Below are 13,408 nucleotides of genomic sequence, written 5' to 3' on the forward strand. Positions count from 1 at the left end.
AAAAAGTGCTTGAGAATTTAAACATAGACTGGCAAAAAGTAGACAACCTCCTCCCGACTATCGTCCAAGAGCAAGGCAGCAACGATGTCTTGATGCTCGCTTACATGAATGAAGAGGCATTAAATTTAAGTCTAAAAAGTGGCTTTGCTCACTACTTCTCACGCACTAAAAATCGCATCTGGAAAAAAGGTGAAGAGAGCGGAAATACCCAAAAAATCATCTCCGCTCATCTTGACTGCGATAACGACACATTGCTTTTAAAAGTCGTGCAAAATGGTGGCATAGCATGTCATACAGGGCAAAAGTCGTGCTTTTTTAACGAGATAAATTTAACAAATTTAACCTCATCGAATAAGCCTGAAAATGTAGTTAATAAGCCAACCTACAACCTAGCTGACGAACTTTATCACATTATACTAGACAGAAAGTTAAACGCCGATCCACAAAAATCCTATGTCGCGAGCTTGTTTCATAAAGGTGAAAATTCCATATTAAAAAAAATAGGCGAAGAGGCAACTGAATTTGTTATGGCTTGCAAAGATACAACGGCAAATTCTAGCGAGAAAAACAAAAACGACATGGTTTATGAGGCTGCAGACCTTTACTTTCATACCATGGTTGCGCTTAGCATACACAACATACACCCCGATCGTATCAAAACCGAACTCGCGCGTCGCTTTGGCATGAGCGGCATAGACGAGAAAAACTCGCGTAATGATAAATAACTTAAAGCACGATATACTTTTTATACTCGCAAATTCCCAAGCGGTGGATTATTTATCATACGGTTGGGTTTTTATAGCTTTTCTTTTTATTTTATTTATTGGAATATTTTTTGCTTTAAAATCATGGTGGCAGATAGGTTTTTTAATCATCTTGCTAGGTTTAATTGGCTTTTTTGTGGCGAATTTTTATGTTCACCAAGGTTTAAAAACATACCTAAGACCAACCGTCATAAGTGATGTTGCGACAAAACAACTAACATACTCAAATACGCTAATCGCTGACTTTAACATAACAAATGAGTCCAATAAAAGCTTTAAAATTTGCAAGATAGACATTGGTTTTTATATGCGTTCCAAACAAGAAGCGAGAGAGTTTTTAAATTCACTCAATCCCTTTTTTACAAAAACTATCATTTTAAAAGAGCCTTTTGTTCCAAAAGAAACAAAACAAATACAACAAACGATCAATGATTTTTCATTTATCGAATATAAAATATCTAAAAAAGCGGAGTGTTTTTAATGAGTGCCTCTTACTTTACTATCGTTCACATCATAGTTTTATGTATCATCTTGCTACTTTGTGTTTTATTTTTTATACTCTCTTTAAAAACGGAACGAAAACTCTTTTTATCACTATGCTTTACAAACATACTAGTTTCTGTCAGCCTTAGCGTGTTTTTGATGTTGGTTTTGGATAAATATACCAAAATAGGCATACTTGAAAATGTAACAAATGAGAGAATTTTAAGAAACGAAAGCATAGTTTTTAAAGGACAAGTAAGAAATATCGGCAAATTTACGATAAGCAAATGTGTTCTTAAGATCAAACTTATCAACCAGCCACTAAGCAAAGACAACTTAAGCGGAGAAGCGCTCTTTAAACCAAGCGGGATGTCGCTATTTTCATGGCTATTAAACGAGAAAAAAGACACTCATCCAAACACCGTCGAATACTCATTTGAAGTCGCCAAAGACCTAAAGAAGAAAAAAAGTGCCTCTTTTACGGTAAATATGCCCTATCCTCCGTATTTTACGCGCACAATGCATGTTACAAAGCTAAATTGCTACTAAGGAAAAGGCATGAAAAAAGGATTTACCGCCGTTGAGCTTGTATTTATCATCGTTGTTCTTGGGATCTTGTCTGCTGTTGTTTTGCCTAAGCTATTTGGCACAAGAGAAGATACTTTCGTAGCAAGAGCTGCGACAAATATTAGTACTTTTGTAAGCGATATAACACACTATTACATGGCGCAAGGCGGGTTTGAAAATGGCAAGGAAAACATATATAAGATGACAAGCGTAGCATTCCCCATACAAATAGGCACAAACAACTGCCTTGACGTAACAGACGTAACCCAGACTTCCATAACATTAAGCATATCGGAAGCGGACTTATGTGGCGATCTTTGGCGCATAGATAGCCTTGCGGAATTTAAAGAGCTCGTAAGTAAAGATATCGATGGAACCGCAAAAGAAATACCGTCCATTGACTCTAGAATTTTAATATTTGGCACACAGAAAAATTAAAATTTAAATAGCACATAAAGTAGAAAGAATTCTTGCTTGTTTTTTAATATCTTGCGATAAGAGAAATTTAAATTTTTCACTCGCGGTAAAATTTCTAGCCTCTTTTTCTTTGGCATCATCGTTAAAGTCGTAAAAAAATGAGAGATTTTTTATCTTTGCACCTCTATCTTTTAAGACGCTCATTTCTAAAATCGTAGCGAAAAATCCATCATCTCTCAAATAATAATTTGTAGCGCTGGTGATATTTATAAATTTATTTGATAAAAAATTCAAGCAAACACCTTGTTTGTCGCTTTTAAAAACAATACTTTCGATCAAGCCTGAGCTAAATTCGTAAAATTTAAATGACGATGAATTTTGCAAGGCAGCTTTGTCTTTTTCTAAATTTATATCAAGAGTTGAATTTGTGTCTAAATTTATTATCACGTTGCCTTTAGCTCTGGCTAGAAGGTAGATATGACCCAGCTTTTCCTTGCTCTGCGACTTTATATCTTTTGTGTATGCGTTGCCTATGGTAGGTATATTTTTGGTATTGTTTGGGATAAATTTTGTATCAAATGCAAGTAAAATTTCTGATTTAGCGCCGTTCTCTTTTATATAAGGCGTCCATAACGGTTCTTCTTTTTGTAAATTTATACCCTCTTTTGCGCAACCGTAAAATAGCAACAATGCGCCAAAAAGGGCAAAATTTATAAATTTCATCTACTTAATGAAGTAGTTTCCATCAAAACTAACAAGCGAGTAGTCGCGCTCATCGCCGATACTTTTCACAAGGTCATCTATCTCTAAAAATTCAAGAGTGTCTGCACCTATATATTTACAAACCTCATCGCATGTTTTGTTTGCACTGATAAGTTCGGCAAAACTTGGAGTATCTATGCCGTATCTTTCAGGAAATTTTAGCTCCGGACAAGCTACGCGAAAGTGAATTTCTTTAGCTCCAGCATGACGAAGTAGTTCGACTATTTTTTTAGATGTTGTTCCGCGAACTATGCTATCATCAACCACAACAACGCTTTTGCCTTTTAAAACCTCGCTCATTGGGTTAAGCTTGAGCTTTACCTTTAAATTTCTAAGCTCTTGCGTGGGTTCTATAAATGTTCGTCCGACGTAGTGGTTACGCACGATAGCAAGCTCAAAAGGTATGCCGCTCTCGTTTGCATATCCAAGTGCAGCAGGCACACCGCTATCTGGCACAGGAACTACAAAATCAGCCTTAATCTTACTTTGTCTAGCAAGTGCCGCGCCCATCTTTTTACGAACATCATAGACGCTTTTACCCTCTACAACGCTATCGGGACGTGCAAAATATATATACTCAAACGCGCAAATTCTTGGCTCTGGCTCAAAAAGCTGTATGCTCTCAAATTCATCTTTGCCATTTTCAAAAACTAGCATCTCACCAGGGCACACATCTCTTATGAAAGTTGCCTCTACAAGATCAAACGCACATGTTTCGCTAGCAACAATATACCCGCCGTCTTTTAATCTCCCAAGTGAGAGTGGACGCACGCCGTATTTATCGCGGATAGCAAAAATTTTATGTCGAGACTGCACTAGCAAGCAATACGCACCAAGTATCTTGTCAAGTGCTGCAGTGATGCGCTCTTGCAGGTGTGGACTGTGGTTTCTTGCTATTAGATGAACGATGTTTTCAGTATCCATGTTTGACTGAAATATAGCACCCTCGTCTATAAGCGCTCCACGAACCTCGTCTTTATTTACAAAGTTGCCGTTATGCACGACCGAAATTTGCCCCAAAGAGTAGTTTGCCGCTATCGGCTGGGAGTCGTTGCCTGAGTTTTTACCAGCTGTTGCGTAGCGGTTGTGTCCTATCGCCATATCACCCTTTAGTGTTTTTAGCGAGCTTTCGTTAAAGACTTCGGTTACTAGACCTTTGCCCTTGTGTGTTAAAATTTCACCATTATCACAAGCGCTTATACCGCTCGCCTCTTGCCCACGATGCTGCATAGAAAATAGCGCGTAATACGCGGTTTTAGCTGCATCTTGTGAATTTATTACTCCGACTATCGCACACATGTTTTTCCTTTATATACCCAAACAATCTGTTATATCGTATTGACCGTTGTTTTGAGAACTTAACCAGATAGCAGCTTTTATAGCACCTTTTGCAAATGTAGCGCGACTTGTTGCAGTATGGTTTAGCTCGATGAACTCACCGTCATTATAAAACCCTACCGTATGACGACCGACTATATCGCCTCCTCTTAGAGCAAGGACTGCTATCTCGTCTTTTTTTCGCTCACCTATAAGACCATTTCTGCCGGTTGTCATAACCTCTTTTAAGTCCAAATCTCTAGCTTCTGCTATATGCTTAGCCAATGTTAGTGCCGTTCCGCTTGGAGCGTCCTTTTTGTGTTTATGATGCATTTCTACTATTTCAGTATCAAATTCTCTTAGAGCTTTTGAAGCGATAGCTGCTAGTTTATTTAAAACGGCAACACCTAGGCTCATGTTTGTCGCATATAGGATCGGCATAGCATTTGCCGCTTGAGCTATAAGAGTAGCGCCTTCGTCGGCAAGACCCGTTGTACCTATGACTAGCGGCTTTGGATTTGTTCTTGCATAGCTTATTAAATTTAAAGCTCCCTGTTTTATTGTAAAGTCTATAATAACGTCGCTATTTTCAAAAAGAACTTCAAATTTATCCGTTACCAAAACATCTTTTGGTAGTTCAAAATCAAGCTCTTCAATCGTATAAGCCACACTTAGTTTAGCAACCTCGTTATTTTTTAAACAAGCGATTATCTCGCGACCCATTTTGCCGCTAGCGCCGTGAATACCGACTTTTATCATTTATATGCCTTTAAAATTTTTGCATATTATAGTAAAAAAGGTATAAAATTTCGGTTATATTATGTAGTTTGGATTAAAAATTTGTGATGTAAAAGCCCGGAAATTTATCCCGGGCTTTTCTAAAAATTTTAGTGTAGATTTTCTATATAGCTAAGTGCGCTTAAAGCAGCTACAGCGCCGTCTGCTGCCGCAACAACAACTTGTTTTGGAGCGTCTTTTCTGATATCGCCCGCAGCAAATAAGCCTGCCACGTTTGTTTGCATTTTCAAATCAACATCAACCTGGCCGCCATCAACTACGTCGCAGATGAAAGAGCCGTCTTCAAGACGTAAAATTTCATTATTTACATTTAGTCCTACGAAAGTGAAAACGCCAGGCACTTTTAAGTCACGCTCGCCATCTTGTGTATTTAAGATAAGTCCACTAAGGCCTGCTTTATCGCCGTAAGCCTCTTTGATAGTTGCATTTGTTATAAACTCTATCTTTTCGTTTTTACGTGCTTTTTCTACCGTTGTAGGGGCTGCACGAAAACCGTCTCTACGGTGAATTATATATACTTTTGAAGCTATATTTGAAAGATATATCGCCTCTTCTATCGCGGTGTCACCACCTCCTAGAACTGCAACTTCTTTATTTTTATAGAAAAATCCGTCACAAGTAGCACAAGTGCTAACTCCACGGCCAAAAAACTCATCTTCGCCTTTAAAGCCTGCGCGACGAGGAGTTGATCCTGTAGCTACGATAACGGCCTTTGCCTTTTCTATCTTATCGCCCTCAAGCAAAATATCAAAGCTTCCGTCTTCATTTTTGCGAATTCCTGTTACATTTGCCCAAGTGTGCGTAAGGCCAAAATGACTACACTGCTTCCACCATGTGCTCATAAAGTCAAATCCGCTCTCGCCAGGATTTTTTTGACCCGGGTAGTTTTCTATCTCGGAACTTCCGGTTATCTGACCGCCGGGCTCGCCCTTTTCAAACATAACAACGTTTTTTAGTCCGCCTCTTGTTGCATAAAGTCCCGCACTTAATCCTGCAGGTCCGCCTCCGATAATCGCTAAATCTAACATATTTTCTCCTTTATTCTATTTTTATTATCTGCGAATCCTGCTTATAAATTTCGCCGTTTTGACGCACTATCTCGACTTTGCTTGGCACTGCCGTGATATTTAGTGTATTTATAAGCTTTAAGATGGTGTTTATATCCGAACTTACACTTTTTAAGGTTTCATTTGACTCACCGCGTTTTTGCAACATATCAACGGCTACAACGGGCAAATTTGACCTTTGCTCTTTTAAAATTTCTTCTATTTTTGACTGGTTAGAGCTAAAAACTATAAGTAGATATTTATCATCTTTGGGTATAAAAATTTCACTTTTTTCATAAAAAATAAGCTCTGAAAAATTTATAAATTTATATTTTGAAAAACGGTAATTGCTATACGCAAAGACGATGGCTATCATAGCGGCACCAAAAAAGGAACCGAAAATATAGGTTAGAGGAAGAAGACTTCCTCTATTTTTTAAAGCCATTAAAGAAGTGAATTTAGTTTGTCTGTTATGCTTTGTTTTGACTGAGCGCCTACCATTTGATCAACTAGCTCGCCGTCTTTAAAGAAAAGCATAGTAGGGATAGAGCGGATACCGTACTCAACAGCCAGGTCTTGAACCTCATCGGTATTTACTTTGCAAATTTTTGCTTTGCCGTCGAAATCTTCCGCAAGTTCCTCGATCACAGGAGCTAGCATACGACAAGGTCCACACCATGGAGCCCAAAAGTCAACAAGCGCAACGCCCTCTTTAACAACATCAAAATTTTCAGTTGTAAGTTCTATGTATTTTCCCATTTTTTCTCCTTATTTTTAATATTGGTGAATTATACATTAAATTTTATAAATACTATCTAAATAATAAATTTTATAAACTGATATTTCTTATTAGTTCAATATTTTTACCATTTATAACTATAAAATCTATTTCGTAGTCCCTATCTGCACCGTTTTTAAGTAGATAGTAATCAACCGCCTTTAAAATTTTAGAGTATTTGCTCGGTGTTAATCTATATATCGCATCATGCCCCATTTGGTTTGATTTTAGCGAGCTAGCCTTTACTTCTATGAAACAAAGTATACCCTCTTTATCAATTGCAATTATATCGATCTCACCGAATTTAGAGCGAAAATTTCGCTCTAAAATTTGAAATTTCATCTTTGAAAGATAAGCACATGCTTGATCTTCGCTGCTTTTTCCAAAAAGATATGAAACAAGCCCCAAATTTGCCTCCAAAAATTTGAAGTATTATATCAAATTTAACCAATAGTTGTTATTTGGGCATTTTGAAAGGCAAATTCACTCCACTCGTTGCCGATACCAGAAATTTCAGGTGGCGCGATGAAGCCGTTAATGGGCTGATAGTCGTGCTTGCAAAGCGCCTTGTTGTATTCGTGCAGGTTATATACATGGTGTTCGTGGATGGTGAAATTTGGCAAAGCCGTCTCAAGATGAAGCGCCGCAGCCGTTAGAAGCGGGCTAGAGCATACATGAATTTGCACTCCGACATCATAAGCGTGAGCCATATCACAAACCTTCTTAGTCTCGGTTATGCCGCCATTTGTGCCGATATCGGGCTGTATCATGGATATGGAGTGATTTTCAAAATACGCCTTGTATTGCCACCTTGTATAGATCCGCTCGCCGTGTGCGATAGGGATATTTATGTTGCTAGCGATAAATTTATTAACACCAAAGACCTCCGTCTTGCCTTGCAAGGCCAGTAGCGACTTTCCAAGCGCACCTGCAAAGGCGCCGGTGTATTGGATGTTATGGCCTGTTCTGGCTTCATACTCTGCATTTATCTGTGCAAAAGGTTCAGATAATCCCCCGCACGACCAAACCTGCAACGAATCAGACTTAAACGGTGTGTAGCCCGCAAGCATCACTTCAGGTGTGGCAGCAGCAGCTATTGCCATAGCGCCTTTTAAAAAGCTACGACGAGATGCGTTTGTTTCTTTAATTTCATATGCTTTCTCCTTTCTTTGGTTTGTTGTTAGTTTTTTGATTTGGTATACGATATGATGAATTTAGGTGTAGTTATTTGCTTTGTAGCGTGTGTTAAATTTATTGTAGATGAAATATCTTGCGAATGAAATTTTAAAAATTTCACTTATGCTTAAATTTGCATAATTCGCACTTATGCAACTATGCCTTATAATAGTTTTTATGGGATACATATGTTTGATCCATGCAAAGGTATTTCTGCCACGCAGAACTGCAGGTGTGATTTTAACTTTTTAGCGCTTGTAGGTCACTTAAATGCTAATAAAAATAGGCGAATTTTGATAATCCACCTATTTTGGATTTAAATTTTAACCCTCTATCCTTATCATAAAAGGTTTTTCTTTAACAAATTCTTGCTTGGTTAAAATTTCAATAACTCTCTTTACATCAAGTTCAAGGCTCGTATGGGTAGTGAAAAACAGCGTTACGCCGTTTTCGTCGCCCTTTAGCTTTGGTTTTTGCAAGAAGCTATCTATAGAGAGGTTGTTCTCGCTCATGATATTTGTTATCTTGGCTAAAACACCCATTTTGTCATCGACTGTTAGTCTAAAGTAGTATTTTGTGCGGATTTCATCTTGCGCAAGTAGCTCAAGAGGAGTTAGCTCGAGTGGTATTTTGTATCCAAACATAGGAGATTTTACATCTCTTGCTATATCGATAAGATCACTTATAACAGCACTTGCCGTCGCGCTGCCGCCAGCACCAGGACCATAAAACATCGTCTCACCGACCGCGTCCCCCACAACACTTATGCCGTTCATTACGCCATCGACTTTAGCTATCATCTTATCTTTTGCTACAAGAGCAGGATGAACCCTAAGCTCAACTTTATCATCCACTTTTTTGGCGATAGCAAGGAGTTTTATAATGTATTCAAAGTCTTGAGCGAAGAAAATGTCCTCTTTTGTGATATTTTCTATACCCTCTATCAAGATGTCCTCGGGCTTTCCATAAACACCGTAGGCTATGCTTGAAAGTATGAGTAGCTTATGCGCCGCGTCAAAACCACCAACATCAAATGTCGGGTCAGCCTCGGCATATCCTAACTCTTGCGCGCTTTTAAGCGCTTGCTCAAAACTGGCTCCTCCTTGCATCATGGAGGTCAGGATATAGTTGCTAGTTCCGTTCATTATGCCTTTTACAGAGCTTATATGGTTTGCACTAAGCCCCTCTCTTAGGGTTTTTATGATCGGTATGCCGCCTGCGACACTTGCTTCAAAGCCAAAAGGTGTGTCTTGCGCGATATTTTGTAGCTCATATCTATGATAAGCAAGAAGGGCTTTATTAGCAGTTACTACTGCTTTTTTACGTTTTAAAATTTCACTTATGATACGATAAGGATAGTCCACCCCACCCATAAGCTCTACATAAACATCGATATCGTCGCGTTTTAAAACAGCATCCATATCATCCGTTAACGGGATACCAACGTCGCGTTTTTTATTTAAATTTTTAACAACACCGATAACAGGAGTTATCTCTTTACCGCTTCTAGCGGTGATTAGTTTTTGATTTTGGATTAGGATTTTAGCGACTTGCTCGCCAACGGTTCCTACGCCTAATATTGCTACTCTCATTAAAACTCTTTAAATTTTATTATTCAAAATCTTTCAAATATCGTTTGACGTTTCTTGCTGCTTGGCGGATACGATTTTCGTTTTCGATAAGAGCAAAACGAACATAGTCATTCCCTCCCTCGCCAAAACCTATGCCAGGACTTACAGCCACTTGCGCCTTTGTTAAGAGCTGTTTTGAAAATTCAAGACTTCCAAGATGTGAAAATTTAGGCGGTAGTTTTGCCCAAATAAACATACTTGAGCTTGGCTTGTTCATGCTCCAACCGGCATTATCAAACGCATCAAGCAAGATATCGCGACGTTTTTCATAAACTGCTCTTATCTCTCCAACGCAGCCCTGATCGCCATCAAGCGCTACTGTTGCGGCTACCTGGATAGGTGTAAACATACCATAGTCAACCCATGATTTTATCTTTTTAAGAGCGGCACAGAGGCGTTTATTGCCACACATGAAGCCGACCCTCCAGCCAGCCATATTATAGCTTTTTGAAAGAGTATAGCACTCTACCGCCACGTCTTTTGCGCCCTCTACTTCAAAAATACTAGGCGCTTTATATCCGTCAAAACTTAGATCCGCATAGGCGATATCTGAAATGATATAAAATCTCTCCTTCTTAGACATCGCAACCAGGCGCTCATAAAAGCTCTTTTGCACGGTTACGGTCGTTGGGTTATGAGGGAAATTTACAACAACATACTTTGGTCTTGGAGAGCTCGAGTATATAGTGTGTTCTAAATTTTCAAAAAATTTATTTTCGTCAAGTTCAAATTTGTCATTATAATGAAGTGGCATTTTAGCAACACTTCCACCTGCAAACAAAAACGCCTGCGTATGTATCGGATAAGCAGGATCAGGAACTACGGCAACATCGCCTGGATTTACAACGGCTTGAGCAAGATGAACAAATCCCTCTTTTGAGCCCATAACAGCGACGGCTTCTGTTTCGGGGTCAAGGTTAACATCGTATTTTCTTTTATACCAATTACATATAGCTAGACGAAGCTTATAAATTCCCGCACTCGCCGAATACCCGTGCGTTTTATCTTTTTGCGCACTCTCGCAAAGTTTATCTACGATATGTTGCGGTGTGCGACCTTCGGGGTTTCCCATCGAGAAGTCTATGATATCCTCTCCGGCTCTACGTGCCGCCATTTTTATAGCATTTACTTCAGCAAAGATATAATTTGGCAGCCTCTCTATCGTGTTAAAACGAATCTCGTCAAACATAAATTTCCCCTATTTTATAAATTTAATAACTATCTCTTTTTTGATATTACTTATATCTACGCTATCACCCAAAAGCATATAACTAGCATTACTCGGCAGGGTTATTTCGTATTTTTGCGCTATGGCATACTCTTGAAAATGCGAAATTTGAACTAAATTTTTATCATAAATTCTAATATCTGGCATCCATCTATTTGGCGCTAAAGATGTGATACTTACTGAATTTGCGCCATTTGTATTTAAAAAGAATGCCGAACTTAATCGTTCCAAAATAAGCTCGTTGTTTTCATTTATTTGCGCTATTCCGGCAGGGATGTTTAAATTTTTACCATTTAGCAAAACAAGCAAAGCACCGTCTTTTCTATCAAAACCTAAGGTCTTAAATCCGCTTAACTTTAAATTTTCATCAAGCAAAACCGGGTCTATACCATCTCGTTTTACAACCGTAACTCCGTAAGTAAGACCGTTTGAATTTGCAAATTTATTGATATTTGCTACGATACCACCCATCGAATTTATACTAAAATTTAAAGCCTTTATAAACAGTGTCGCAGAAATTTCATCCTCGGTAAAAAAGTCCAAATTTAAGCTTGAAGACGAAAATGACCTTGCATCAAAAATATTTTTCGACTTTAGTTCGTTTGTGATGGCCACCACGTTAATAGCGCCGTTTGCGTTTATGAAATTTTTAGTGGAAATTTCACTTGCTTTTTGCTCGTTTATACTTAAAGCAACTACGCTTTTAGCAACATCTGCTTCTAAAAAACAGACAAAACATAGCAAAAAAGCAAGAAATTTCACCACGTTTTACCTTTGTTTAACATGATAAATTCATCATAAGTTATAGGTTTTATCTCTCCGTTTTCAACCAAAAGCCTGACTGCCTTACCGGGAGCAAATTTACTTATTTTGTCACCTACTTTTAGCTCTAACTGACCGTTGCCACAAACTATAAGCTGTCTTTTACTTAGATCTATCGTTAAATTTTCGCTTGAGTCTCTGGATATTTTTTGGTCATTTTCAAGATTTATGACTCCTATCCAAACGCGTTGTTTTGGCACGATAACAGCTGTAGGGGCGGTGACGTTTTTGTCTTTTGGTTCAGTTATGCTTGTAGTTAATCTCTCAAGCGCAGAGCTTTGAGTGCCTACGTTTTGATCTAAATTTTGCTCTATATTTATAACGATCGTGCTTGCGTTTTGCTCGATCTTTGGTGCTAGTTTAGCTACGTTGCTCTCTACGGCTTCTTTTTCTTTTGTCAAATTTTCATCTTGCGGAAACTGTGTTTTGGTTATCGTTATATTTGCCTCTTTAATGTTTTGCTTGACCTCATTTACTATACTAGAATCAGAATAAACCGCACTTCGATTTTCATCCTCAAAAAGACTTGGCAAATTTTCTAGGTATTTATAAGCTTCAAAATAATAAACCCCGCCACCAAGAGCAAACAAAATAACAAGCCAAGCCAACCATGAAAACGAGCCTCGCGACTTTCTAGCAGAAGTGGTGTCTGAGGTATAGGCTGGAATTTTAGGGTTGATTTTTATAGAATTTACATTTTGAGGCTTGTGTTCGTTTAAAAATGCCTCATACTCTTCAAGCCACAAACTAAGCTCAAGATTATACTCGCGTTGCAAAATTTTAATATAACCTCTTGCATTTAAACGCACCAATTTTTCAAAATTTTTATCAACTATGTATTGTAAAAAAATTGGCTCAATATGCGTCTTTCTCGCAACTTCTTTTATCCCGATCTCTTTTATGCTCTCAAGTTCATTCATTTATCATCCTATCACAGATTATCGCAAAGGCGGCACTTACATTTAACGAGTCCCAATCCTCTTTTAGTTTTATGCCTATACACTCATCGCATTTTGCAACAGCTTTTTGCGGTATGCCTTCGCCCTCGCTACCCATGATAAGCGCACGTTTTTCTTTAAATTTTGCCTCATGAACATTTTTGCCGTTACTTGCGGTAGCATACAGAGTAAATCCGCGCTGCTTTAATTCATTTAACAAACTAAGTCCATCATCAACTAGCGCGATAGGTATCTCATATGCCGCTCCGCTACTTGAACGCAAAACACCTTCCATGTTAATATTTTTAGCAACAACAATAATCGCCTCGCAGCCTAACGCATAAGCCGTTCTTGCTATAGCACCGATATTGCCAACATCGCTGATACCATAAAGCACGACTACGAAATTTAACTTTTTAAGTTCGTTTATATCGGCAAATTCGTATTCATTAACACTAGCCAAAAAGCCTTGATGGTTTCCTCCGTGAGCCAAAGACTGCGCTTTTTGGTTATCAACACGAATTATTTTTTTACCGACCTTGCAGATACGTGAAAAAAGTTTTGCGTCACACTCTTTTGAGAGATATATCTCGTTGATTAACTTCGGATGTTTTTCTAAAACATGTAAAAATAGTTGTTTTCCATATATTATCATGGGCTTGATAATACCTAAAATCAAGT

The 13,408-nt window shown here is 38.3% G+C and carries 18 protein-coding genes; 4 read left to right on the plus strand and 14 right to left on the minus strand.

Annotated elements, in window-relative coordinates; genetic code table 11:
• Positions 1-5: 5 nt before the first annotated feature.
• Genes hisIE through CCAL5182_RS01575 form a run of 4 tightly spaced genes read left to right on the plus strand, consistent with a single transcriptional unit; the run spans position 6 to position 2,252 of the window.
• Complete coding sequence (hisIE, locus tag CCAL5182_RS01560; protein ID WP_169972545.1) at positions 6-725, plus strand: bifunctional phosphoribosyl-AMP cyclohydrolase/phosphoribosyl-ATP diphosphatase HisIE; 720 nt, start codon at positions 6-8, stop codon at positions 723-725.
• Positions 715-1,245: a DUF2393 family protein gene (locus CCAL5182_RS01565; protein ID WP_169938814.1), complete on the plus strand. Its 531-nt coding sequence runs from the start codon at positions 715-717 to the stop codon at positions 1,243-1,245. The genes hisIE and CCAL5182_RS01565 overlap by 11 nt, the downstream gene beginning before the upstream one ends.
• Entirely contained in the window at positions 1,245-1,796 is a 552-nt protein-coding gene (locus CCAL5182_RS01570) for a DUF2393 family protein (protein WP_336610086.1), read from the plus strand. Before CCAL5182_RS01565 ends, CCAL5182_RS01570 begins: the two co-directional genes overlap by 1 nt.
• Before the next feature lie 9 nt (positions 1,797-1,805).
• Positions 1,806-2,252 carry a type II secretion system protein gene (locus CCAL5182_RS01575; RefSeq protein WP_169938818.1) on the plus strand — a complete coding sequence of 149 codons (447 nt, stop codon included), beginning with the start codon at positions 1,806-1,808 and terminating at the stop codon, positions 2,250-2,252.
• A gap of 3 nt (positions 2,253-2,255) precedes the next feature.
• On the opposite strand, the gene CCAL5182_RS01580 is transcribed toward CCAL5182_RS01575, so the two are convergent.
• The 14 genes from CCAL5182_RS01580 to rlmB all read right to left on the minus strand — a co-directional run bounded on the left by CCAL5182_RS01580 (position 2,256) and on the right by rlmB (position 13,382).
• Positions 2,256-2,954, minus strand: a complete 699-nt coding sequence (locus CCAL5182_RS01580; RefSeq protein ID WP_336610087.1) for a hypothetical protein — start codon at positions 2,952-2,954, stop codon at positions 2,256-2,258.
• Positions 2,955-4,292, minus strand: coding sequence for an amidophosphoribosyltransferase (gene purF, locus CCAL5182_RS01585; protein ID WP_336610088.1), 1,338 nt, complete (start codon positions 4,290-4,292; stop codon positions 2,955-2,957).
• Positions 4,293-4,301: 9 nt separating this feature from the next.
• Entirely contained in the window at positions 4,302-5,069 is a 768-nt protein-coding gene (gene dapB, locus CCAL5182_RS01590) for a 4-hydroxy-tetrahydrodipicolinate reductase (RefSeq protein WP_336610089.1), read from the minus strand.
• Between the two features lie 128 nt (positions 5,070-5,197).
• A complete protein-coding gene (locus CCAL5182_RS01595) occupies positions 5,198-6,136 on the minus strand; it encodes an NAD(P)/FAD-dependent oxidoreductase (protein WP_169938826.1) in 939 nt (312 codons plus the stop codon).
• A 10-nt stretch (positions 6,137-6,146) separates the two neighbouring features.
• Positions 6,147-6,599: a hypothetical protein gene (locus tag CCAL5182_RS01600; RefSeq protein WP_169972551.1), complete on the minus strand. Its 453-nt coding sequence runs from the start codon at positions 6,597-6,599 to the stop codon at positions 6,147-6,149.
• A complete protein-coding gene (gene trxA, locus CCAL5182_RS01605) occupies positions 6,599-6,913 on the minus strand; it encodes a thioredoxin (RefSeq protein WP_169938830.1) in 315 nt (104 codons plus the stop codon). The genes CCAL5182_RS01600 and trxA overlap by 1 nt, the downstream gene beginning before the upstream one ends.
• A 70-nt stretch (positions 6,914-6,983) precedes the next feature.
• Positions 6,984-7,340: a YraN family protein gene (locus CCAL5182_RS01610; protein ID WP_336610090.1), complete on the minus strand. Its 357-nt coding sequence runs from the start codon at positions 7,338-7,340 to the stop codon at positions 6,984-6,986.
• Positions 7,341-7,375: 35 nt separating this feature from the next.
• Complete coding sequence (locus CCAL5182_RS01615) at positions 7,376-8,035, minus strand: enolase C-terminal domain-like protein (protein WP_336610091.1); 660 nt, start codon at positions 8,033-8,035, stop codon at positions 7,376-7,378.
• Positions 8,036-8,146: 111 nt separating this feature from the next.
• Positions 8,147-8,296 (minus strand): hypothetical protein, encoded by a 150-nt coding sequence (locus tag CCAL5182_RS01620; protein ID WP_336610092.1) that lies wholly within the window; start codon positions 8,294-8,296, stop codon positions 8,147-8,149.
• Between the two features lie 135 nt (positions 8,297-8,431).
• Positions 8,432-9,700 carry a homoserine dehydrogenase gene (locus tag CCAL5182_RS01625; RefSeq protein WP_336610093.1) on the minus strand — a complete coding sequence of 423 codons (1,269 nt, stop codon included), beginning with the start codon at positions 9,698-9,700 and terminating at the stop codon, positions 8,432-8,434.
• A 19-nt stretch (positions 9,701-9,719) separates the two neighbouring features.
• On the minus strand, positions 9,720-10,928 hold the full coding sequence (locus tag CCAL5182_RS01630) for an LL-diaminopimelate aminotransferase (RefSeq protein WP_336610094.1): 1,209 nt from the start codon (positions 10,926-10,928) through the stop codon (positions 9,720-9,722).
• A 9-nt stretch (positions 10,929-10,937) separates the two neighbouring features.
• The gene (locus CCAL5182_RS01635) at positions 10,938-11,729 is read right to left on the minus strand and encodes a hypothetical protein (protein ID WP_170015273.1); all 792 of its coding nucleotides are present in this window, start codon (positions 11,727-11,729) and stop codon (positions 10,938-10,940) included.
• Positions 11,726-12,709, minus strand: coding sequence for a phosphatidylglycerophosphate synthase (locus tag CCAL5182_RS01640; protein WP_169972269.1), 984 nt, complete (start codon positions 12,707-12,709; stop codon positions 11,726-11,728). The genes CCAL5182_RS01635 and CCAL5182_RS01640 overlap by 4 nt, the downstream gene beginning before the upstream one ends.
• Entirely contained in the window at positions 12,702-13,382 is a 681-nt protein-coding gene (gene rlmB / locus CCAL5182_RS01645) for a 23S rRNA (guanosine(2251)-2'-O)-methyltransferase RlmB (protein WP_169972270.1), read from the minus strand. The genes CCAL5182_RS01640 and rlmB overlap by 8 nt, the downstream gene beginning before the upstream one ends.
• Between the last annotated feature and the right edge of the window lie 26 nt (positions 13,383-13,408).

Source organism: Campylobacter sp. 7477a, assembly GCF_014892335.1.
GTDB classification, from domain to species: Bacteria; Campylobacterota; Campylobacteria; order Campylobacterales; family Campylobacteraceae; genus Campylobacter_A; species Campylobacter_A californiensis.